The sequence below is a fragment of the Methylocapsa acidiphila B2 genome, assembly GCF_000427445.1.
GTDB lineage: Bacteria > Pseudomonadota > Alphaproteobacteria > Rhizobiales > Beijerinckiaceae > Methylocapsa > Methylocapsa acidiphila.
Map to the genome: position 1 here is coordinate 2968504 of NZ_KE386496.1, position 22543 is coordinate 2991046.

Annotated in this window: 20 protein-coding genes (1 of these 20 cut by a window edge); 10 read left to right on the top strand and 10 right to left on the bottom strand. The window is 63.2% G+C overall.

Features of this window, described 5'->3' with window-relative positions:
• Nucleotides 1–333, top strand: partial view of a CDP-diacylglycerol diphosphatase gene (locus METAC_RS24095; RefSeq protein WP_156898253.1) — the final stretch only. The gene continues 507 nt to the left of window position 1, outside the view; 333 of the gene's 840 nt are visible here — the last part of the coding sequence; the start codon falls outside the window, past its left edge; it ends in the stop codon at nt 331–333.
• Between the two features lie 44 nt (nt 334–377).
• Entirely contained in the window at nt 378–1784 is a 1407-nt protein-coding gene (gene hglS / locus METAC_RS0116545; RefSeq protein WP_026607897.1) for a 2-oxoadipate dioxygenase/decarboxylase HglS, read from the top strand.
• A 10-nt stretch (nt 1785–1794) separates the two neighbouring features.
• On the opposite strand, the gene METAC_RS24100 is transcribed toward hglS, so the two are convergent.
• A complete protein-coding gene (locus METAC_RS24100; protein WP_051335638.1) occupies nt 1795–2949 on the bottom strand; it encodes a glycosyltransferase family 2 protein in 1155 nt (384 codons plus the stop codon).
• Between the two features lie 211 nt (nt 2950–3160).
• On the opposite strand from METAC_RS24100, the gene METAC_RS24105 reads away from it, so the two are divergent.
• Complete coding sequence (locus METAC_RS24105) at nt 3161–4675, top strand: class I SAM-dependent methyltransferase (protein WP_156898254.1); 1515 nt, start codon at nt 3161–3163, stop codon at nt 4673–4675.
• A gap of 12 nt (nt 4676–4687) precedes the next feature.
• Here METAC_RS24105 and METAC_RS0116565 read toward each other — a convergent pair whose 3' ends face one another.
• From METAC_RS0116565 to METAC_RS24110, 3 genes are all read right to left on the bottom strand, one after another.
• A complete protein-coding gene (locus tag METAC_RS0116565; protein ID WP_051335867.1) occupies nt 4688–5677 on the bottom strand; it encodes an NAD(P)-dependent oxidoreductase in 990 nt (329 codons plus the stop codon).
• A 111-nt stretch (nt 5678–5788) separates the two neighbouring features.
• Nucleotides 5789–6262 carry an Lrp/AsnC family transcriptional regulator gene (locus METAC_RS0116570; RefSeq protein WP_198017239.1) on the bottom strand — a complete coding sequence of 158 codons (474 nt, stop codon included), beginning with the start codon at nt 6260–6262 and terminating at the stop codon, nt 5789–5791.
• A 163-nt stretch (nt 6263–6425) separates the two neighbouring features.
• Nucleotides 6426–7025, bottom strand: a complete 600-nt coding sequence (locus METAC_RS24110) for a YcgN family cysteine cluster protein (protein ID WP_084144038.1) — start codon at nt 7023–7025, stop codon at nt 6426–6428.
• Nucleotides 7026–7224: 199 nt separating this feature from the next.
• Between METAC_RS24110 and METAC_RS24115 the strand changes: the two genes are divergently transcribed.
• The 3 genes from METAC_RS24115 to METAC_RS0116590 all read left to right on the top strand — a co-directional run bounded on the left by METAC_RS24115 (nt 7225) and on the right by METAC_RS0116590 (nt 10684).
• Nucleotides 7225–9432: a transglycosylase domain-containing protein gene (locus METAC_RS24115; protein ID WP_084143712.1), complete on the top strand. Its 2208-nt coding sequence runs from the start codon at nt 7225–7227 to the stop codon at nt 9430–9432.
• Between the two features lie 80 nt (nt 9433–9512).
• Nucleotides 9513–10103 (top strand): DUF1214 domain-containing protein, encoded by a 591-nt coding sequence (locus METAC_RS0116585; protein WP_245257507.1) that lies wholly within the window; start codon nt 9513–9515, stop codon nt 10101–10103.
• Nucleotides 10100–10684: a DUF1254 domain-containing protein gene (locus tag METAC_RS0116590; protein WP_051335640.1), complete on the top strand. Its 585-nt coding sequence runs from the start codon at nt 10100–10102 to the stop codon at nt 10682–10684. The genes METAC_RS0116585 and METAC_RS0116590 overlap by 4 nt, the downstream gene beginning before the upstream one ends.
• Nucleotides 10685–10723: 39 nt before the next feature.
• Here METAC_RS0116590 and METAC_RS0116595 read toward each other — a convergent pair whose 3' ends face one another.
• Together METAC_RS0116595 and METAC_RS0116605 are read right to left on the bottom strand one after the other, a co-directional pair.
• On the bottom strand, nt 10724–10927 hold the full coding sequence (locus tag METAC_RS0116595; protein WP_026607902.1) for a hypothetical protein: 204 nt from the start codon (nt 10925–10927) through the stop codon (nt 10724–10726).
• A gap of 224 nt (nt 10928–11151) precedes the next feature.
• The gene (locus METAC_RS0116605; protein ID WP_026607903.1) at nt 11152–11508 is read right to left on the bottom strand and encodes a hypothetical protein; all 357 of its coding nucleotides are present in this window, start codon (nt 11506–11508) and stop codon (nt 11152–11154) included.
• Between the two features lie 362 nt (nt 11509–11870).
• Here METAC_RS0116605 and METAC_RS0116610 point away from each other — a divergent pair, with 362 nt between their 5' ends.
• Nucleotides 11871–13490 (top strand): inorganic phosphate transporter, encoded by a 1620-nt coding sequence (locus METAC_RS0116610; protein ID WP_026607904.1) that lies wholly within the window; start codon nt 11871–11873, stop codon nt 13488–13490.
• A gap of 271 nt (nt 13491–13761) precedes the next feature.
• Here the strand turns inward: METAC_RS0116610 and METAC_RS0116615 are convergent, their stop codons facing one another.
• The 3 genes from METAC_RS0116615 to METAC_RS24125 all read right to left on the bottom strand — a co-directional run bounded on the left by METAC_RS0116615 (nt 13762) and on the right by METAC_RS24125 (nt 17877).
• Complete coding sequence (locus METAC_RS0116615; RefSeq protein WP_026607209.1) at nt 13762–15195, bottom strand: IS1182 family transposase; 1434 nt, start codon at nt 15193–15195, stop codon at nt 13762–13764.
• Nucleotides 15196–15335: 140 nt separating this feature from the next.
• Complete coding sequence (locus METAC_RS25320; RefSeq protein ID WP_026607905.1) at nt 15336–16037, bottom strand: peptidoglycan-binding domain-containing protein; 702 nt, start codon at nt 16035–16037, stop codon at nt 15336–15338.
• A complete protein-coding gene (locus tag METAC_RS24125; protein ID WP_051335641.1) occupies nt 16030–17877 on the bottom strand; it encodes a PAS domain-containing sensor histidine kinase in 1848 nt (615 codons plus the stop codon). Before METAC_RS24125 ends, METAC_RS25320 begins: the two co-directional genes overlap by 8 nt.
• A gap of 252 nt (nt 17878–18129) precedes the next feature.
• Here METAC_RS24125 and METAC_RS0116630 point away from each other — a divergent pair, with 252 nt between their 5' ends.
• Both METAC_RS0116630 and METAC_RS0116635 read left to right on the top strand, forming a co-directional pair.
• Nucleotides 18130–18405 carry a hypothetical protein gene (locus tag METAC_RS0116630; protein WP_026607906.1) on the top strand — a complete coding sequence of 92 codons (276 nt, stop codon included), beginning with the start codon at nt 18130–18132 and terminating at the stop codon, nt 18403–18405.
• A gap of 163 nt (nt 18406–18568) precedes the next feature.
• Nucleotides 18569–18994, top strand: a complete 426-nt coding sequence (locus tag METAC_RS0116635; RefSeq protein ID WP_026607907.1) for a SufE family protein — start codon at nt 18569–18571, stop codon at nt 18992–18994.
• Nucleotides 18995–19272: 278 nt separating this feature from the next.
• On the opposite strand, the gene METAC_RS0116645 is transcribed toward METAC_RS0116635, so the two are convergent.
• Nucleotides 19273–19689 (bottom strand): Ros/MucR family transcriptional regulator, encoded by a 417-nt coding sequence (locus METAC_RS0116645; protein WP_026607909.1) that lies wholly within the window; start codon nt 19687–19689, stop codon nt 19273–19275.
• Between the two features lie 663 nt (nt 19690–20352).
• Between METAC_RS0116645 and METAC_RS24130 the strand changes: the two genes are divergently transcribed.
• On the top strand, nt 20353–22488 hold the full coding sequence (locus tag METAC_RS24130) for a S9 family peptidase (RefSeq protein WP_036255683.1): 2136 nt from the start codon (nt 20353–20355) through the stop codon (nt 22486–22488).
• Nucleotides 22489–22543 lie beyond the last annotated feature (55 nt).

Consider the following 22543-nt stretch of genomic DNA (forward strand, 5'->3'; position numbering starts at 1 on the left):
GATTGCGTTCGCGCCGACGTTCGCAACGCGCTCTGGGCTCGGCTGCCCGAAATCGGCGCAAGCTGGACCGATCTTCCGGTTGCTTTGGCGGGCCATGCGTATCGAGCGCGATGGATCGACGGCGCGTCGCCGGAGCCCGATCCGTTCATCCTACTTGCCGAGGACGCGCGCGCCTCGGGCGTCGCGATGGGCGAGGAAACTCTTGCTGTCGTCGGCGCTGAGCGGCAAGATGGCAAAGAAGGTTTTATTCTCCTCGCCCGCCACGCGAGAGAGGGCGGGCGCGCGCACGCCGAGGATCTGCTGGACCACGGTTGCGCGCTCGCCGCGAAATAGGCGCGGCTCGCCTCGCCGTCCAAAGGGAGACCAGGAGGGGAGACATGGCGGCATCCCGTCTCTTCGTTTCGGCCGACGCAGTCCGGGCGCGTTTTTCGGCCGTTTTGTCTCAGATCTATCGGCGGGAAGCGCCGCGCTATGCGGATTTGCGGGAGCTCGTCGAGTCCGTGAACGCCAACGCCCTCGCCCAAGGCGAGGCCCTCGCGGTGCGCTTGGGCGGAGCAGGCGAGCTCAACGGACTGAGCCTTGAACGCCACGGCGCCATAAGACTTGGAACGTCCGAGGAATTATCGATCATCCGCCGGCTCTTCGCCACCATGGGGCTGCATCCGGTCGGCTATTATGACCTTTCGGCCGCCGGCCTGCCGGTGCATTCGACTGCTTTCCGTCCGATAGGCGCCGAAGCGCTTCGCGCAAATCCGTTCCGGATGTTTGTTTCGCTGCTGCGGCTCGACCTGATCGAGGACGAGGAGGCGCGGCGCGAGGCGAGCGCATTGATCGCGCGACGCCGGATCTTCACGCCACGTCTGCTCGCCTTGCTCGACCGGTTCGAGACGAACAAAGAAATTGACGAGTCGGAAGTCGGTGAATTTGTCTTGCAGGCCGCTGAAATCTTCCGCTGGCGGAACGAGGCGACGGCGTCCGCGGAGCTCTACGATCGGCTCCGTCAGGTTCATCCGCTTCTCGCCGACATCGCTTGCTTTCAGGGGCCTCATGTCAACCATCTCACCTTGCGGACGCTCGACATAGACGCGGCGCAGGCGGCGATGCGCGCGCGCGGCATGAATCCGAAGGACGAGATCGAGGGGCCGCCGCGCCGAAAGCGCGACATTCTCTTGCGTCAGACGAGCTATAAGGCGATCGCGGAGCCGATCTTCTTCCCAAAGGCGAATGGCGCAGGGGCGGCCGGGACGCATGCCGCGCGATTCGGGGAGATCGAGCAGCGCGGCGTCGCGCTGACCGCAAAGGGGCGCGCGCTTTATGATCGCCTCCTTGCCGACGCCAGGGCGGCCGACCCCGCGGGAGGCGACGCCTATATGGACGCGCTTTTGCAGCGCTTCGAGGCCTTTCCCGATAATGACCAGGCGCTTTGCGCGGAGGGGCTCGCTTTCTATCATTATGCCCCGACCGAGGAGGGCTTGCGCCAAGCGGGCGATCTCCCGGCGTCACGCGAGGCCGCGGCGCTGCTGCGGGCCGGCTATTTGCGGATCGATCCAATCCTTTACGAAGATTTCCTGCCGGTGAGCGCGGCGGGGATTTTCCAATCGAATCTCGGCGAGTCGGGGCGACGGGTTCTTGCTGGAGAAGCGAATCGAAGGGCTTTTGAAGAGTCGCTTGGCGCGACCGTTCTCGACGAGCTCGCGCTTTATGCCGAGGAAGAGGCGCGTTCGCTCGCCGCGAGCCTCGCCGCCCTGGGACTCGCCCCGGAAGAGACCTTCGCGCGCGCTTGAAACAAAGTGCTCACCTCGGTCTCCGGAACTCGGCCAAAGGAACGCGCGCGAGCAGCATCAGGGCCTTGGCGTGCAAAGGCCCCATAACCCGCGCGAAAATCTTGAAATAGGCCACTAAGGCGGCGGCGAGACGCGACCGGCGCGCCCAGGGCGGGGCGTCGGCGTCAGGGTTTTCGCAGTCGAGCCGCAACAAAAGCTTAGCGTAGTCGAATTTGGTCCAGCCGAGGCCAACAAAACGCTCGGCGCGCTCGATCAGATGATCGATCAAAAAGGCCTTCGCCAGAGCGTTGCTATCGCCGGCGCCGCCGGGCTCGTAGCAAAGCACGTGATTCAACTGCGGCCGGCGTGAGTAAATATTGCCGCCATGAAGGCGATAGACGGCGACCGGCCGGTCGATCAGGACGCTGCCGCTGACCGCGTTGATCCCGAGGCAGAAATAAATATCGGTTCCGGTCCGCAGGTTCCGCAGGGACGGATGGTCGGCGAAAAGGGCGAGCGCGTCGCGCCGAAAGCAATTGGCCGAGGTCGGGGCCCAGACCCATTGATTTGCGGCCATCGGGACAAAGCGGATCGTGTCGAGAACCGTGCAGTCGAAGCTGGCCTCCGGCCAAGGCGCGCCGAGGACATGACGATAGGGCCGCGCCGTGTCGCGCTTAACGAAGCGCCGCTCTAGAATCGTGCGGTTGAAGGCGTGCTCGGTGCCGAGGACGACCTGATCGTCGACGGTCTGCAGCATGTCGCCGGAGGTGAAGCCGACATGGACGCGAAGCGAGAGATGCACGAACACATGGGTCTCGACGCAATGCGGCAACAACAGATCGTCGGCGTCGACAAAAATGACGTAATGCCCCTCGGAGGCCGCCAGCCCGTCGAGCGCGGCCGGCGTCTGGCCGTCGTTGGTCGCGCGGCGAATGATTCTTACATTCGGCCGCGTTTGCTCGATCTGGCGCAAGACTTCGCCGCTCTCATCGGTCGAGGCGTTGTCGACAATGATGCATTCGACGTTTGGATAGGTTTGCGCGAGGATCGACTCGGCGGCCGCCGCGACAAAGCGGCCATAGTTGAAATTGATGACGATGACGCTGACCAGCGGCAAGCGGAGGCGGCTCTTGTCCTCATCCGGTCCGGATGCGGAAAGACTCGTCGCGGCGCGCGAAGCCTCCATGTCTTGTCCTCGTCTCGAAAGCGGCGCCAGCGCCCGCCGCGCCCGCTCTAGGATAGAAATCCACCGCTGACAATGATCGCCACGGCGAGGACGCCGATCGAGGCCGCTTTCCAGCCCGCCGCCAGCTTGATCGCGCAGAAAGGGCGTCGCGCGGATCGCGCCGTCTCGATCATCGGCCTCGGCCGCATCTCTCGCTTTGGAAAATGCGCGCATGTCCGATTGGAGCGCCGGCTATGTCACCGAGGTCGGCTACGCCCATGGTTATTATCGCGAGCTCGCGCCGCAAAATCTCGCCTTGGCGGCTTCGGCGAAAGGGGTCCTCGCGCCCGGCCTCGACGGCGCACCGCTGCGCGTGCTGGAGCTCGGATGCGGGCAAGGCTACTCAGCTAATCTCATCGCGGCCGCCAATCCGCATGTCGATTACACGGCTATCGACTTTAATCCCGGCCATGTCGCCAGCGCGCGGGCGCTCGCGGAGGAAGCGCGCACGTCGAACGTTCATTTCAGCGAGGCCTCGTTCGCGGAATTCGCCGAGGATTGCGGCCGGGGTGAGTTCGACCTCGTCACGCTTCATGGCGTCTGGACCTGGGTTTCGGCGGAGAACCGCGCTCAAATCATTCGCATCGCGCGGGAAAAGTTGCGGCCGGGCGGATTGTTCTATCTGTCTTACAATTGCCATCCGGGCTGGGCGGCCTCCGTTCCCATCCATCGCCTCTTCACCGATGTCGCCGCCGGCGCGCCGCAAGAGCCCGTTGATTTCCGCATCGATCAATTCTTTAAAGTCTTCAAGCTCTTGCGTGACATTGGCGCGCGGGGTCTCGAGGCTAATCCGGGAGTCGTGGAGCGCTTCCTGCAAATGGAGGATCTCCCGCGCAATTGTCTGGCGCATGAATTTTTGAATGCGAATTGGACGATTTTTCATTCCGCCGACGTCGCCCGAGATCTCGCCGAAGCCAAGCTCAATTTCGTCGCCTCGGCCCATATCGCCGATCAGCTCGATCCGCTGAACCTTACTGACCGGCAGCAACATCTTTTGAATCAGGTGCGCGATCCGGTGCGCAAGGAATTGTTTCGCGACCTCATCACCAATCAGAGCTTCAGGCGTGATATTTTCATCAAGGGCGACGTGAGGCCCTGCCCGCGCTCGGAGGAACGCTGGCTCGACCTGCGTTTCGCGCTGACCGCGCGCGCCGCGGATATTCCCTTGCAGGTCAAGGGGATGCTCGCCGAGGCGGCGCTGACGCCCGAGACCTATGGAGTCTTGCTGGAGCGGCTCGACCGCGGCCCCGAGACCGTGCGCGAGCTTATCGCCGAGCCGAAGCTCCAAGCTCTCGGCCTCGCGAATTTGCGGCAGCATCTCTTGGTGCTGGTCGCGCAGAAGAACTGCCAGATCGCGCTTCCCGCGGGAGACGAGGAGACGCGCAAGAGCCGGACGGACGCCTTCAACCACGCCGTCATGGCGCGGGCGCGGGACGGATCGGATTACGGTTTTCTGGCCTCGCCGACGACGGGCGGCGGGATCGCCGTCGATCGGATCGGCCAACTCGCCCTGACAGCCTTGCGCGACGGCTCGCCCGACCCCTTTGGCTTCGTATGGAATGTCCTCAAGGACGAAGCTTCGTCGAGGCCGGAGGGGCCTGCCGGCACGCTTGAGGCTTCAAAGGGCAAGCTAGCGAATTTCATGACGAAAACCTTGCCGGTCCTGCAAAAACTCAAAGTCTCCTGAAATTCGCGTTTCTCAATAGCCGAGCGCCGGCTCGACGAGATCTTCGAGCGCCTCGCCGCGCGCATAATGATCGAGATTGGCGAGCGCTTTCGCCGCGGCGCGCTCCCCGGATTTGGCGTCGCCCCAGGAGATATGCGGCGTGAGCCAAATTTTGGGATGCGCGTAGAAAGGATGACCTTCCGGCGGCGGCTCTGGGTCGGTCACATCGAGGGTCGCGCCGGCGATTCTTCCTTCGTCCAGGGCCGCGAGCAGCGCCTCCTGATCGATGAGCTGGCCGCGCGCTACATTGACGACATGCAGATTGCTCTTGGCGCCCGCGAGCACGCTTGTGTTGAGCAGGCGATGCGTTTGCGTGGTCAGCGGCAGGGACAAAACGAGGTGGTCGGCCTCGGCCGTGAGGGTCGCGAAATCCGGCGCGCGGGCGACGTCCGGGTCGAGCGGTCCATCGCTGCGCCTCAGGGCGATAAGGCGCATTCCGAATGGGCGCCCGCGCGCCGCGATCGCGCGGCCGATGGCGCCGTAGCCGGCGATTGCGAGCGTTCGCCCGGCGAGGAGCCCGAGCGGACGGCTCTTCCACTGATCGCGCTGGCGGACCCGGAGTCCGGCGAAATCCTTCTCGAAATTGAGCATCGCGGCCATGACGAATTCCGCGATGGGGGTGGCTGCGACGCCGCGCGCGCAAGAAAGCGGCGGCCCCTCCAGCATCCAGCGCGGAAAGGAGTCCACTCCGGTCGAGAGCGCCTGAATGAAGCGAAGATTGAACGGCCAGCCGGGCGGGGCGCTTGCGGGCGCCCGCGCCGCGAGCCAGGGGCCGGGCTGGGTGACGAGCATATCGGCGTCCGGCGGGATGTCCCAGGGCGGCGCGCCTTTCGGAGGGGAGATCACGCGCGGCTTGGACCAATGCGCCTCGAGCCGCGCGGCGAGCTGCGCGCCGCCCTGGTTGACGATCACCGGCGAAGACGACGCCTCGAGGTCATGCGGGGCTTGACGCGGTTCGGACATGAAAGGCTCCCAAGCGGCGAATGGCGCCGGATCTTGAAGGCAAAACATGACCTTGCATGCAAAGTCGAGCCGATTTTTCGGCTTTGCGCCGTAGCCTTCGAAACGCCGTGGTCAGCCGGCGATCGGAAATGCGGTCTCGGACTTGATGTTCTCCAAAGCGAAGCGGGACGTCACGTTCTTCAGCGGAACGATCTCGATCAAGCGCTTGTAGAAGGCGTCGAAGGCGGAGGTGTCGTGCGCGACGACGCGCAGGACGTAATCGACGTCTCCGGCCAGACGATAGACGTCCATGACCTCTTCCATGGCGGCGAGATCGGAGGCGATGCGGGCGAGCGCCTTGCCCGAGTGATCATCGACCTGGATCGAGACGAAGACCGTGATTCCGAGCCCCAGCTTCGAAGGATCGAGGACGGCGATGCGCCGTCTGATCACGCCCGAAGCCTCGAGCCGCTGGAGCCGCTTCCAGCAGGGTGTCTGCGAGAGCCCGACCCGGTTGGCGATTTCGCTGATAGAGAGCGAAGCATCTTTCTGCACGATGCGCAGGATTCGTTTGTCGATCGCATCCAAGCCTTTTGCGTCATTCATATTCAAGCGGTCCGGCTCGTTTTAACTAAAGACTATAGTGTTTATAGACAATATATCTAAAGCGATTGCAAGCCCCGCTTTGACAGGGGGAAAGCGCAAGAGGGCTGCGGTCCTTGCGCCGAGGCGCGGGTCAAGGATCGAGACGGTTCAGATGAAAAGTGGACTATTTGGCCGCGCGTCGATCCGACGGGCGCGTCTCGGCTCGCCGCTTCTTCACCTTCGCCTGCGTCGGGCGAGGGTCCTTGCCGGGCCAGCTGACGATATAGTCCGGGTAGTCTTGGAGCTGGACATCGCTCTCCGACGCGGCGACGCGTCCTTGGACGGAGACGCCGGCCTCATGCACGCTCATCGGAGAACCGGATACGAGCGGATGCCACCATGGGAGGTCGCGGCCTTCGGCGACCAGCCGATAGGCACAGGTGGGCGGCAGCCAGGAGAGGCTGCGGACCGCATCGGGGGTCAGGCGGATGCAATCGCGCACCCGCCGACGGCGCTGGGCATAGTCGGCGCAGCGGCAGGTTTCGGCGTCGAAGAGCTTGCAGGCGATGTCGGTGAAATAGATTTCGCCGTTGTCCTCGTCCTCGAGCTTGACCAGGCAGCAGCGGCCGCATCCGTCGCAAAGGCTTTCCCATTCAGCGGCCGACAAGGCGTCGAGAGTCTTTTCCGTCCAAAACGGCTTTTCGTCCGCCGCGCGCGGCGCGGCCGGGTCGGCTGCGGCCAAGTCATTCGGAGCGACGAGCTTTCGCTTGGGGGGGCTGTGCATCGGTAATCCGAGGCCGATCGAGAAAAGCGCCGCCGCGCGCTTCGTTTTGGCAATTGTTGAGAGGCTTGATAAACTCGGGCCGAAGACGGCGCAACGCATCATCCGGCGGGGGACCTGACGCCGACGCGCCAAAGATCTATATAAATCCTAGCGCGTCCGGCGGGTCCGATCCGGTGGGCGCCGGACGGAGATCCGAAGCTTGTTCGATGGACCGCTGCTGTCGCGCCTTCGTCGCAAAATCGCGCGGAGCCTACTCGCCTTCGACGCTTTCGTCGATTCGACGCTCTATGACAGCTCGGAGCGCGCCAAGGAGAATTACGAAGCCTTCTCCGCCTTCATGGACCGGTTTCATATCGCCGGCTGGCGGCGCGTCCTCAACGAGCTCGCCTGCGAGACCTTGACGATCGGCGTCGGCGTCGGCGTGCTGGCGCTCGCCCTCGCGGTTCCGGCCTTTCAGGAAACCTCCGACGATTGGCTGAAGCAGCAGGATCTCGCCGTGACCTTTCTCGACCGCTATGGCGAGGAGGTCGGGCGGCGCGGGATCAAGCATGACGATTCGGTCTCGTTCGACCAATTGCCTCCCTATCTGATCCAGGCGGTCATCGCCACCGAGGACCGCCGGTTTTTCGAGCATTTCGGCATTGACGTGATCGGCACGCTGCGCGCCCTGACCGTCAACGCGCGTGCGAACACCGTCGTGCAGGGCGGCTCCTCGCTCACCCAGCAGCTTGCGAAGAACCTGTTTCTGTCCAACAAGCGGACATTGGAACGCAAGATCAAAGAGGCCTATCTCGCGATCTGGCTCGAGTTCCGGCTGCCGAAGCGCGAAATCTTGCGGCTTTACCTAGATCGCGCCTATCTCGGCGGCGGCGCTTTCGGCGTGCAGGCGGCGGCGGAATTTTATTTCGGCAAATCGGTGCGCGACCTCACCCTCTCCGAGGCCGCGATGATGGCCGGCCTGTTCAAGGCGCCGACCAAATATGCGCCGCATGTCAATCTGCCGGCGGCCCGCGCCCGCGCCAATGACGTTTTGAACAATATGGTCGAGGCCGGTTTCCTGACCGAGGGGCAGATCTACGCCGCGCTCCGCAACCCGGCGACTGCGGTCGACCGCAGTCGCGAGGCGAGCCCGGATTGGTATCTCGATTACGCCTATGACGAGGTCAAGAAGCTCGCCGAGACGAAGAAGCTCGGCGACGATCGGGTGCTTACCGTCCGCACCGCGCTAGACCTCGGCCTGCAGAGGCACGCCGACGCCACGATCGAGGATCAGTTGCGCCAATATGGCAAGAGCTATCACGCGAGCCAGAGCGCCATGGTGATCTTCGAGCCGCTCGGGGCGTTGCGCGCGATGGTCGGCGGGCGCGACTATGGCGCGAGCCAATTCAACCGGGCGACGGACGCGCTACGCCAGCCTGGCTCCTCGTTCAAGCCTTTCGTGTATTTGACCGCGTTGATGACGGGCAAGTTCAAGCCGACGACCATCGTCGTCGACGCGCCGATCTGCATCGGCAATTGGTGCCCGCATAATTACGGCGGCTCCTATGCGGGTTCTCTGCCTTTGGTGAACGCTTTGGCGCGTTCGCTGAACACGGTCGCGGTCAGATTGTCGATCGCGATCGGCGACGGCAGCCCGAAGGTCGGCCGCGCCAAGATCGTCGACACGGCGCGGCGCATGGGGCTCACGACCCCTCTGACCGACACAGTCTCGCTGCCGATCGGCGCGGCGGAAGTCACCGTCGTGGACATGGCCTCGGCCTATTGCACTTTCGCCAATGGCGGCCTGCGCGCTCCGCCCTATGCCGCGGTCGAGATCATGAACAGCCGCGGCGAGGTGATCTATCGGCATGACCGCGACGCGCCGCCGCCGCATCGGATCATCGAGGCGGAGACGATCGCGACAATGGATTCCATGCTGATGCAGGTCGTCCAGGCCGGCACGGGGACCAGGGCGAAGCTCGACAATATAGACGTCGCCGGCAAGACCGGGACGACCAACGGCTACAAGGACGCGTGGTTCATCGGCTTCACCGGCAATTATGTGGGCGCGATCTGGTTCGGCAATGACGACGACACGTCGATGAAGAACATGACCGGCGGCTCCTTGCCGGCGGGGACCTGGCATGAAGTGATGGCCTATGCGCATCAAGGCATAGACCTCAAGCCCTTGCCGGGCCGGCCCGCGCCGACGGTCGCTCATGCCGAGCCGTCCGCCCCGGCGCCCGGGGAGCCCCAGCGGCCTGCGAGCCTATCCGCGCGGTCCGCCGAGACGCTCGGCGCGCTCGAAGCCGCCATCAAGCAAGTTCAGCAACGCCGGGAGGACATGGGCCTTGCGGCGAGCGCCATTGACGGCGCGGTCAAGCCCCGCGACAACGGCGCGGGCAAAAGCAAGGCCGGCGGCGGCTGAGCTTCGCCGTCGCTGGACCCGCCCCGCGATTCATGGAATCGTGACAGCTGGAACCTATTTCTTGATGTTCTGGAGGCGCATTGCGTGCTGTCTTGGCGACCTTCGCCAAATTCCTTCTCGTCGCCTGCGCCGGCGCGGTTCTTGGGCTTTTCGTCGCCCATCTCGCGATTGAGCGAGGCGTCGGCTTCAACGCCGTCGAGGCGGGGCCCTGGACGGCGTTGCCGAGGAATGGGACGGACTCCATCGATCCCTACGCCCGCGCCGCGCTCGCCCATTCCGGCGAATTGCCTTTGGGCGCCTCGGAAGGCTTGAGCTTTGTCGCGCGCGGCGACAGCTCCGGCGCACGTTTCGACCCTCGCTGCGATTATCTCGTCAGCGGCGATGCTCCCCCCGCGCGCTACTGGACCCTGACCTTGCACTCTCCGTCAGGCCTCCTCGTCGCCAACAAGGCGATGCGCAACGGCTTCACCTCGGCCGAAATTCTCCGTGCGGCGGCCGGCGGCTTCGCCATAGCCGTCGCCCGCGAGGCGCGGCCGGGCAATTGGCTGCCCATCGGCGACGAGAGAAAATTCATCCTGATCCTGCGGCTTTACGACACTGAGATCGGCGCCGTCGCGACAGCGCTCGACGAATCGAAACTTCCGCGGATCGCCAAGGTTTCTTGCTCATGAATCGGCTCGACCGCCTGCTCGCGGGCTTTCTCTGGCTGCTTGGCTTGTTGTTCGTCGCGGGCGTCGCTCATATCATCGCCATTTTCGCTTTGCCCCGGCTCGAGGCTAAGGACGCCTACGGACGCCTCGCGGCGCTGGCGAAGCCCGGAGAACTGACCTTGCTGCCGCCGGCGCGGCCGGGTGCGGAGGTTGTTCCTTTCTCCGACCCCGCGCTCGCGCAGGGCGTCTGCCTTTTCGACCTGGCGCAAGGTCCCTTGCGCGTCCAGGGCAAGGCCGAGGGCGATCGTCTCCTGACTTTGTCGTTTCGCTCGCCTTCGGGGGAGGTGTTCTATTCGATGACCGATCGAGCGGCGCAGCATGGCAAGATCGACGTCTTGCTCTTGAGCCCCGACCAGCTCGAATCTCTGGAGACGGAGGCCGACGACGACGAAAACCCATCGCAGGAACTCAGGCTCGTGGCGCCGACTCGCCGTGGATTCGTCGTCGTGAATTCTCTGGCGTTGACGCCGAGCGACATGTCCGCCGCGTCGGAACGCGTCATGGCGATGTCATGCCATGTCGACGAGGCCTCGCAACAATAGACCGCCGCGCGAGGGCGTCCGCCCCTAAATCATCATGACTTAGGCGCGGTCGGCCGTCGGCTTGTCGCGCGGCTGCTTGGCTTGCGCGATTTTGCGCCGGCGCGCGCGTTTGGCTGGAATTGGCTCTTCGATCAAAGGCTCGCGGCGGATGCCGGTGAAAAGCAGTATTGTGCCGCTGCGACCCGGGCTCGGTGGCCCGCGCAAGTCGTCCTTCGGCGATCTGAATGCGATAAGTTCGCCCATGGGCGTCGCCTCCGAATTTCCGTTCGCCGGCGCAGCCGATTGGCCGTTGCGCCGAAGCCATTTCTTATCGCGCGGGGCTTTCTAAAGGCTCGCGCATGAGTTGAAATTTAAACGCGTCTTCGCAATGAACGCTTGATCGAGCCTTTCCGATCCGGGGATGCCGGTCCGTGCGTTTGCGCATGTTCGAGGACGCCGACGGTTCGATCGAACGTTTCCGTCGGATCCTAAAGAAATTGGCTAAGGCCGGGGATTGCGGCGACGACTTGGCCGACCCGTTCGTCGCCCGCCGCCTCGCGGGCGAAGGCGAACACCTGCCGCCCGATCGTCTGCATTTGGCCCATGCCGATGCCGAGATTGGACAGCCTGCCGGCGAGACCCATGAGGCCGCCGGGGCCGTCGCCGGGGGCGCTCCCGTTGAGGACCACCGCCTCGGCCGCGCCTGGAAACGCCGCGAACAGTTCGTCGACGTCGGCTTGCGGTCCTTCCTTGCGTAAGTAGCCGAGAATTAGGCCTATCGCCTGTTTCGCGACCTCCGGCTCGAGGCCGGCGGCGGCGGAAATGCGCGCGATCAATTCGTCCATGTGGTTCTCTTTCAGCTGCAAGCGCCGCTCGCACTTCTCACGCGGACGGCGGGGAAATCAAGGCGGCGTCCGCGCGGATCCGCCAGCCCCGCGCGCGATTGCACCGAGCCCCGGGAGATCTGCGTCCGGTCGCGTCATGTAGAAGTCATGGAATATGGCGCGAGTCGGCTTTCGAGGCTCCTATTCGCGCTACTTGCGCCAAATTTGCGACGCAATGCGGCAATCGGCGCGTGCATTGTCACGTTACTATCATATCCGCGCGTTACGGGAGGAAATCGCTGCTCGACCGCCGCACAACGGGAACGTGCGCCTCGCCGTGCGCCGTAGGTCGAGGGCGAATGAAACACTGGAAGGGCCGCCGCATGAGTTCCATTTCTTCGATCGACCTGTTACCTCCGCATAGCGAGACCGGACGGCCGAATCTCGATAAGCCGATGGGGCTCCGAACCATCCTCGTCTTCCTGGCCATTATGGCCCTCGGCCTCTTCTTCACCGCCTACAGCATTTATTCCGATCTCCAGGCGACCGGCGCGAGCTTCAGCAATTTATTGCCCTTCCTCCTGCTCGGCGTCGCCCTGCTCGTCGCGCTCGGCTTCGAGTTCGTGAACGGGTTTCACGACACGGCCAATGCGGTCGCGACCGTCATCTACACGCATTCGCTCGCGCCGCCGATCGCGGTGGTGTGGTCGGGCATGTTCAATTTCCTCGGCGTTCTGTTTTCGAGCGGCGCGGTCGCCTTCGGCATTATTTCGCTTCTGCCGGTCGAATTGATCCTCCAGGTCGGATCGCACGCAGGCTTCGCGATGGTCTTCGCGATGCTGATCGCCGCCATCATCTGGAATCTCGGCACCTGGTGGCTCGGCCTCCCGGCCTCGAGCTCCCATACGTTGATCGGCTCGATCATCGGCGTCGGCGTCGCCAATGCGCTGATGCACGGACGGGACGGGACCTCCGGCGTCGACTGGAGCAAGGCGACCGAGATCGGCTACGCCCTCCTGCTGTCGCCGCTCGTCGGCTTTTTCTGCGCGGCCGGCCTGCTTCTGATCATGAAGTTCCTGATCCGCAAGCCCGAGCTTTACGCAGAGCCCAAGGCCCGCTCCGCGCCGCCCTTGTGGATTCGTAGCCTTCTGATCTTCACCTCCGCCGGCGTCTCCTTCGCTCATGGCTCGAACGACGGGCAAAAGGGCATGGGCCTCATCATGCTCATCCTGATCGGCACGGTGCCGACGAGCTACGCCTTGAACCGCTCGCTGCCGGCGAATCAGCTCACAAACTTCGTTCAGGCCTCGCTCAACGCCTCGAAAGTCGTCGAAGCCAAGGCGGCCGGTTACAGCGTTCTCGGCGATCCTCGTCCGGCCGTGACCAATTACGTCAGCTCGCATGCGATCAACGAAGGGACCTATCCTTCGCTCGCCGTGCTGATCCGCGACATCGCCAAGCAAGTGCAGACCTATGGCTCGCTGGCCAAGATCCCAACCACGCTCGTCGGCAATACGCGCAACGACATGTATCTGACCTCGGAGGCGATCCGCTTCCTGCAAAAGGACAAGGCGAACGATCTCTCGAAAGAGGACGTCGCTTTTCTCGCCGCCTATAAAAAGACGCTCGACGAATCGACGAAATTCATCCCCACCTGGGTCAAGATCTCCGTTGCGCTCGCGCTTGGCCTCGGCACCATGATCGGCTGGAAGCGCATCGTCGTGACCGTGGGCGAGAAGATTGGCAAGCAGCATCTGACCTATGGCCAGGGCGCCGCCGCCGAGCTCGTCGCCATGGGAACAATCGCGGCCGCCGATACTTACGGTCTCCCGGTCTCGACGACCCATGTTCTGTCCTCGGGCGTCGCGGGGACGATGGCGGCGAACGGGTCCGGCGTTCAATATTCCACCTTGCGCAGCTTGGCGCTGGCTTGGGTCTTGACCCTGCCTTGCGCCATCGCTTTGTCGGCGGGCCTCTTCTTCGCTTTCGTTCACGTCTTCTGAACGCGCCAAAACAATTAAAAGAAAAGGCTGCGTTCGGTCGAGCGCAGCCTTTTTTATTGTTCGAACGGGCCCAAGAAGCGCCACGAGCGACGCAGCTCTGTCCCCCTCGAAGACCGTTTGAGAATGCTTGAATTGTTCAAAGTCGGCCAAAGCCGACTTTGAAGGAAAGGGCCGTCTCGACCGAGGTCGTGTAAAAACGCGGTGTGTTCGCCGGCGATTATGACGGGCCGGACTTTCCGGTAATTGAAGGCAGACCGATTGAACCGAGCGATTACGCCCGCATCGCCTCAAGCAGCGGTCCGACGCCGAAGATCCGGATCATTCTTTTTATGTTATACGCCAGAATGTGAAAGCTCATCTCAGTTCGCACCTTTTCGAGGGTCTTGGTGAGGAAGTGCGCGCTTCCCATCCATGATTTCAGGGTGCCGAAGGGGTGCTCGACGGTCTGCCTGCGGATCAGCATGGCGTCTGGCCGATGTTCAAGGCGGGCTTGCATTTTTTCGAGGACGCCTTCGTGACGCCAGCGCTTGAGCCTTTTGAGTTTGTCCGGCGTGCACTTCGGCTTGAGGGAGCAAGTGAAGCACGCGGTCAGATGACGGTAATGGTCGATGTCGTTCTTTCGATCTGATCGCACGATCCCCTTGGTCAGTGTTTGTCCTGCCGGGCAGATGTAGTGATCCTTCTCAGCATCGTAGGTGAAGACATGGCGGGAGAAGAAACCACCTTCGCTCGTCCACTCGGTCTTGGGAACGCAGGGGAGAACGCCAGTTCCCTCACACGCCAGAACCTGCTCGCCGTTGAAATAGCCGCGATCGGCCAGCGCCGTGACCTCCTCGCAGCCCATCGCTTCCTGCGCCTTGAGCGCCATGGGCGCGAGCTGGGTTCTGTCGTGGCCCAGGTTGATCACCTCGTGCGCGACGATCAGATGATGCTCCGCATCGACCGCGGTCTGCACGTTGTAGCCGACCACGCCTGTGCCCCGGCCGCTTGTAGCCATTGAACGGGCGTCGGGATCGGTCAGCGACACCTGTTTGTCAGGCGCATCCTGAACCTGTTGCTCCATCGCCTTGAGAGCCTGCATCTGCCGCCGCAGGCCGGCGATCTTGTCTTTGATGCGGCGGGTCTTGGCTTCGGCGATGTCGCTCTCTTCGCGGTCAGCTCGATCGAGGGTCGTCAGATAGCGTGCGATGCTGGCGTCCACCTGCTCCATGCGCTTGGCGACCTTCGTCAGCGTGAAGTTCTTGTCTCGGTTGTTGACCGCTTTGAACTTGCTGCCGTCGATCGCCACGATCGCCTTGGTGAACAGGTTAAGCCGGCGGCAAAGCTCGATGAACTGACCGCACGCCGCTCTGATGGCTGGACCATTGTCGCGACGGAAGTTGGCGATGGTCTTGAAGTCCGGCGCCAAGCGTCCGGTGAGCCACATCAGCTCGATATTGCGCCGGGCCTCCCGTTCAAGGCGGCGGCTGGACTGGATCCGATTGAGATAGCCGTAGAGGTAGATCTTCAACAGCGTCGACGGATGATAGGCGGGCCGACCCGTCGCCGCCGGGCGAACGCCCTCGAAGCCAATCGCCCCGAGATCAAGCTCTTCAATGAAGACTTCGACCACCCGAACAGGGTTGTCCTCGGTCACGTAATCGTCGAGGGTCTCCGGCAATAAAAACGACTGCCGTCGGTCTTCACCTTCGACGAAACGCCCCATGACCCGCCCTCCGATGTCGAGCCGATTCAAGCAAATTCGAAAGCCTTTTTACACAGTCTGGAACCATGACGGCGTCGGCCTGGCCGCTCATACGCGAAAGCGCCCTCTAAGGACGAAGGGGGCGCGGCTTCGACCGTCCTTCAGTGGATGGCGATCCCCGACTCGGCGGCCAAGCGCCGGATCAGCGCCGGGCTGAGCTCGCCATGCTGAGGAAGGCCCCGATCGCGCTCATAGCGCTCGATCGCTTGTCGCGTCGTCGCCCCGGCCACCCCGTCCGGCTTCAGGACGAAGCCCAATTTCACCAAAGCGCGCTGAGCGGCGAGCACGGTTTTGCTTTTGTCCGCCTGAGACGGCGCCTGTGCCTTGTCCTCATGCGCTGACGAGGGCGTCTTCAGCAATTGTGAGATGGGGTCCGGCGCAATCTCGGCGTTCTCGGTCGCCGCACGCATCCGGGTCCCTGTCGCTTTTTCGGCGGGCTTTTGATCGGCCTGGGGCTTTTCGGCTCTGTCGATAGCTGAAACGAGAGGCGCTGGCCGTGGGGCTTGGCGCGGAGCGACTTCGGCGATGGCGGGCTCCTTAGCGGGCGCCGGCGGCGCGGCGCGGGCGAAAAGGGGCGCTGGATGACGCGTCTTTTGCAGGCTCAGCGCATTGACGAGGATGCCTATGATGACCGCGGCGCAAATCGCGCTCGCCAAAAGGCCGATGGAACGACGCAGTCTTTGGCCAGGACGGCCCCCGCGCCGGCTTTTTGTGGGCGCTGAACCGCGCCGGGAGCGTTTCGCGTTTGAGGCGGGTTCGCTCAGGATAAAATCATGATCGGCGGCGGCGAGAGCTTCACGCAATTTTCATCCCCATTATTTTTTGAAAAATATCACGCTCTTCATCCCCGCGGCGAAAGCGCGGGATGGTTTCGATCTCGGCCCAGGGCCGTGATTTGCCGGCGGCGCGGCGGCAGTCGATCGGCAGCCGGATGGCGACGCAGGTTCCCTGGCCGGGTTCGCTCGCGACCGCGATCGCCCCGCCGTGAAGGCCGACAAGGCCGCGCACGATCGAAAGTCCGAGCCCGGTTCCCGTGAAGGGACGATCGAGTGAGCTCTTGACCTGGAAGAATGGATCGCCGAGTCGGCCGAGATCATGGGCGCTGATGCCGACGCCGGTGTCGGCCACCTGTATCACCACCGAAGCGACCTCCCGCCTCGCCACGACGCTGACATAGCCGGGCGCCGGCGTGAACTTGACCGCGTTGGAGAGCAGGTTGATCAGGATCTGCTTATAGGCCTGTCGGTCGCCTATGAACTCGCCGAGCTCTTCCGGATAGGCGCGGACGATCTCGATCCTGTTTTCCTGCGCGCTGAGCTTGACGAGGTCGCAACAGGAGTCGATCAGCGGCGCGATCGTAAAAGCTTCGGGAGTGACCTCGAACGCGCCGGATCGGATCTTCGACAAGTCGAGGATCGAATTGGCGACCCCGAGGAGATGTTGTCCGGCTTGCTGGATGATCGTCGCATATTCGCGTTGCTTGGAGGGATCGCGGGGCGCGAGCCGCGCGTCGCCGAGCATTTCAGAAAAGCCGATGATCGCATTCAGCGGCGTGCGCAGTTCATGGCTCATATTGGCGAGGAATTGATCCTTGGAGAGGCTGGCGGCCTCCGCCGCGGCGCGGGCCGCTTCGAGCTCGTCCTCGCGCTGCTTGGCTGCCGTGACGTCGCGAAAAACGGCGATGGCGCCGCCGCCCGAGCCAGCATCCTTTGCGCCATTGCCCGCGTCCCAGCGGCTGGCGCGCATTTCGAGCCAATGGAAGACCGGCGCGACATAGGCCCCGCGATCGACCTCGCCGCCGCCGCGCAGGCGCATAAGGGTCGCGGCGGGCGAGGCGCAGCGGCTCGCGTCGGCGACCGCCTTGAGAAAAGCCGGTCGGTCGGCGACATGGACGCGTTCGAAGAAGCCACGTCCGATGAGCGCGCTCGCCGGCAGGCCAAAGAGGCTTCGGCAATTGTCGCTGACATAGGTCGCAGCCCCGGCGCGATTATGCGTGACGACGAGCTCCCCGGCGGCCTCGATGAGGCTGCGGACGCGCTCGGCCTGGAGCCGCTCGGAAGCTGCCCCCGCGGCCCGACTGCGGGCCGAACATATCGCGGCGAGAGTTGCGAATCCAAGGGCCGGGACAATGAATAAGCCCACGTGCAAGAAGCCCGCTTGGGCCATTGCGCCGGGGAGTCCCGAAAATCCGAGCAGCTCGGCGGCGGCCAGTGCGACGATCAAGGCGGCTCCGAGACCGCCGGCCGCTGCGATGAGGCAGATATTCAAAGAGAACATGGCTTCGGCCGGCGCAAGCAGCAGCCAGGCGAGCGCCGCGGGGTTTTCGCTGGCGACCGCCGCCGTCGCGGCCGCGGCGATCAGGCAAAAGGCGGCGAAGGCCTCGGCGGCCAGCAATCGGCCGGTGGCGGATAGGAAGGCGACGGCGCCGAGGGGGATCACCAGCCAGAAAAAGACCAGCGCTTCGGCGAGCGTCGGAGCGCCTTCGATCGCGAGATAGATCGGCGCCGCCGCCGCGGCCGCGAGCGCGCTCGCCAGCCGGCGCAAGATGAAATTCTCCTGGCGCGCCCGCACGTCCGGATCGGCGTGCGCCGCCGGGTGAAGCAGATTGGCGACCCTGCGTCCGAGGATCCGACAATGATCCAAAATAATCTCCGCGCGGCGATCGGTCGTGATCGACCTTGGCTGATGCCGTGAGATTTGGGACCCCTCTTGTTAAGGTCGCCCTAAGGGGAGGCCGGCCGCGTCGCATTGAGGCGGCGCCGGCCATTCAAATTGGAGCTATGGTATAAAAGATGTTGCCGGAGCTTGGTTTGACGCTGGCGGCGTCGAAGAACATGCGAGATTTTAAGAAAACTCGTCTTTTATAGCGCCTCGCCGCAGCGTGAGGATGGCCACGTGTTCTTTTTGCTTCGCGTCGTTTTTTGGTTGGGGATCGTTTTCGCGTCGCTGCCCTGGCCGGAGGACTTTCGCCCGGCCCGCGCCGGCGTCGAGACCAAGGCGCGCGAAATGCTGGGCGCCGCGGTCGACGGGGCGCGCGCGGGGATCGGCAAGGTCTGTCTCGATGCGCCGGCGGCCTGCTTGGACGCGGCGGGCGGCCTTGGCCGGCTCGCCAGCGCGGCGGCTCGCGAGGGCAAGGCGCCTAAGCCTCAGGCCTCGGCGGCCCGGCCTTAAATATTCAGCCCGATGAAGCTTTCAGAAGCCCAATCTACTCTTGGCCGACGGGTGTGAGCGGAGCGACCAGAGCAAGCGCTTCGTCGCGCGTCGCTTTTTTATAGCTTCGCACGTGCGGCGCCGCTATAGAGAAGGGTCAATCATTTTGAGCTTTCGAACCGCCATGACCCTCGACGAAATCATTGAAAACTTCAACTATCTCGACGAATGGGAGGACCGTTACCGTTATCTGATCGAGCTTGGCCGCACGCTCGAGCCCTTGGACGAGGCCGCGCATAATGACGCGAACAAGGTGCTCGGATGCGCCAGCCAGGTTTGGCTCGTGACGCAAGTCACGAATGACGGTGGCACGCCCGTGCTGAAGCTGAAAGGCGATAGCGACGCCCATATCGTGCGGGGGCTCGTTGCGCTCGTCCTGGCGCTTTATTCGGATCAGACCGCGAGCAAGATCCTCGCAACCGATGCGCAGGAGCTGTTCAAGAGCCTCGGCCTGTCGGCGCATCTGACGCCGCAGAGATCCAACGGCGTGCGCTCCATGGTCGAGCGGATCAAGACGGACGCTCGCGCCGCTATGGCCGCCGCCGCCTGAAACGGCGGTTACGACCGGCGCAACGCGGCGCGATCCTGGCGACTTGACGACCGGGGCGGCGCTTTCCGGTCGAAGGGAGCCGCTCCGCCGGCAATCTCGGATGCGATGAATCTGAGATCGCTTTCGCGGCCATGACATATCGGAATAGGAACCGGGCGACGCTTTGCGCCCGAAGTAAATCGCATGTGCTGCTTGGCGCGCTTGCGATTCGGCGACGATCTCGTCGCTCTTTGAGCCGTGCGCCAAAGCAAAGCGAAAGGCGGCGGCGCGCTTTCGGTTCAGCGCATCCGCCGCCGTTGCTGTCCGAGTCCCATTTGCTTGGCCAGATTCGAGCGGGCCTTAGCGTAATTCGGCGCAACCATCGGATAATCGGGCGCGAGGCCCCATTTCTCGCGATATTCATCCGGCGACATATTGTATTGCGTCCGCAAATGGCGCTTCAAGGACTTGAACTTCCGTCCATCCTCGAGACAAACGAGAAAGTCATTGGTGACGGATTTCTTTGCTGGCACTGCGGGCTTGGGGACTTCGACGGGAGGAAGAACCGTCCCGGTGGTCACCCTTAGTAGAGCGGAATGAACCTCGTTGATCAGCGACGGAAGATCGCTCGCAGGCACGGAATTATTGCTGACATAGGCGGACACTATGTCTGCAGCCAGCTCTATGTAATTGTTAGAACTCGACGTTTCGCTCATGGCGCTCAATATCCCGAGTAGTAAGGCATCGCAGGCGGGGCCGTGGTCAAATAGCGATACCGTAGTTGCCGCATTTGGCGACAAGACCCTTCCAAACAAAAGTTCTCTTTGGCGACCTACCCGAATCGTCTTTTAAGAACATTTTTCGTTTCTAAGGCGAAAACTTCGTATCTGCAAGTAGCTTTTTAACTCACTTTATTGCGCTAAAGAAAAAAGTGCTGATTGGGCCCGGTTCCAATAAATGAATGCAGATCCGATAATGGCGCCGTTACAGATCCCCCCTCTCTATGGCGCAAACGGTTCGGCGTCTGCGGGAGCATCGTCGGCTGTCGGGACGCCGTTGCCGGCAAGTTATCTATCCGGCGTGTCGAGTGATCCAAGCGAAACGAACCAGATTATGCGATGTTGGCTTTGGTCGCCGACCTCGGTTTTCCATGCGTGGAAGAAGAGATAGCGGCTTGCCATTCGCGGCCTTTGGACTAGCTTGCCGCCGCGAAAGCACTTCCAGAAAGACGGGCGTCCCTTACGGTCGCGCCCGCCGATAAGCGAGCGCAGTGTGGCCTTGTTAAAGAACGAAACAGAGAAAAGCTGCTGGAATCGCTGCGTCGGAAATCCAAGGCGGCGTTGTTTCGAGCAAAGCTTTCACCTTCCGGAAAGCGCGCTGTGACCGGGCGGGCGGCCTCGGGGCGAACGGCGTCGCCGCCCTCGATCGAAGCGCGTCCGGCCGCAAGGATCGTGCAGGGCGCCGAACTACGCGACGAATATGCTTGGCTTCGAGCGGAAAATTGGCGCGAGGTCCTGCGCGATCCGGACGCGCTTCCCGCCGAGATTCGCGCCGTCGTCGAGGCCGAGAATCGTTTCGCGGCGGCTGTGCTCGCGCCCGAAGAGCGGGTGCGCAAGACTTTGGCCAAGGAGATGCGCGGGCGCATCAAGGAAGACGACGCCGATGTTCCTCTTAGGGATGGGCCGTGGCTTTACTATTCGCGTCATCGGCGCGGCGGCCAGCATCCGATCTTCTGCCGCGTCTCGGCGATGGGCGAGAGGGAAGAAATTCTCCTCGACGGCGATGCGCAGGCCCGAGGGAAGGAGTTCTTCGATCTCGGCGAGGTGCGTCACTCTCCCGATCACGCCAGGCTCGCCTGGAGCGTCGACGAGATGGGATCGGAACTCTATGCCATCGACGTGCGCGATCTTGCGTCCGGGAAGGATTTGGCGGAGACGATCGTCGAGACGAATGGAAGCTTCGTCTGGATGACGGATTCGCTTGGATTCTATTATGTGCGGGTCGACGAGAACCATCGTCCCGCGGCGATCTTCCGGCACAGGATCGGCGATGATCCGGCCAAAGACGCCCTTATCTTCGAGGAGCGCGATCCGGGAACTTTTATCTATATAAGGCGCAGCCAATCCGGGGCCTTTGCGATCATCAGCGTCAGCGATCACGATTCCTCCGAATGCCGCCTTCTCGACCTGCGCGATCCCGATGCGCGACCCCGCCTCGTCGAGCCGCGCGCGCCAGGTCTGCGCTATTGGATCGAGGATCGCGGCGCGCGTCTTTTCCTGCGCACGAATGCCGACGGGGCCGAGGATTTCAAGATCGTGAGCGCGCCGCTCGAGACTCCCGGCAAGGCGTTTTGGGTCGATGAAATTCCGTATGCGCCCGGCCGCATGATCGTCACGGCGGCGCTTTTTCCCGATCACCTCGTCCGGCTCGAGCGGGAGGCGGGCTTGCCGCAGATCGTGATCCGCCATTTCGACAGCGGCGCCGAGCACAAGATCGCCTTCGGAGAAGAAGCCTATTCGCTCGGCCTCGAAGAGCTTCTCGATTATTCGATCCCAACGTTGCGCTTCATCTATTCTTCCCTGACGACTCCCGAGGAGACCTATGATTACGATCTCAATACGGGCGCGCGAGTCCTCCGCAAGCGACAGGAAATCCCCTCCGGCCACGATCCCGCGCTTTATGTGACGCGGCGGCTTTTCGCGCCGGCGGCGGATGGCGAGCTTGTGCCGGTCTCGATCCTTTACCGGGCCGATCTGCGCCTGGACGGGGTCGCGCCGGTCCTGCTCTATGGCTACGGCGCCTATGGGTCGCAGACGCCGGCCTCGTTCGAGGCGGAGCGCCTCTCCCTCGTCGATCGCGGCTTCATCTATGCGATCGCCCATGTCCGGGGCGGCTCCGACAATGGCTGGCGCTGGTACACGGACGGCAAGCTCGCGAACAAGCCCAATACGTTCAGTGATTTCATCGCGGCGGCGCGGCATTTGATCGCCGAAGGCCTGACGAAGCCCGGGCGCATCGTCGCCGAAGGCGCGAGCGCCGGCGGCATGCTGATCGGCGCCGTCGTCAATCTCGCCCCCGAGCTTTTCGCCGGCGCGATCGCCGATGTTCCCTTCGTCGACGTCCTGAACACAATGCTCGATGGGGATTTGCCGCTGACGCCGCCGGAATGGCTCGAATGGGGCGATCCGATCACCGACGCGGCGGCTTTCGTGACAATCCGCTCGTATTCGCCCTATGACAATATCAAGCCGCAGCGCTATCCGCCGATCCTCGCGCTCGGCGGACTCGCCGATCCGCGCGTCACTTATTGGGAGCCGCTGAAATGGGTTGCGCGGCTTCGCGCGACCATGACGGGCGGCGGTCCCATTCTTCTATCGACCAATATGGGCGCGGGACATGCGGGCGCTTCGGGCCGGTTCGACCATCTCGATGAAATTGCGCAGCAATATGCCTTCGCTCTGGCCTGCGCCGAAGGTCGTTACGACGCGGAGGGGCGAGCTGACCCGTCGTCGTGAGTCCGCCACGGCGTTTCACGGAAAATTTGTTCGACTTTCGCCGTTCGATTGTCGT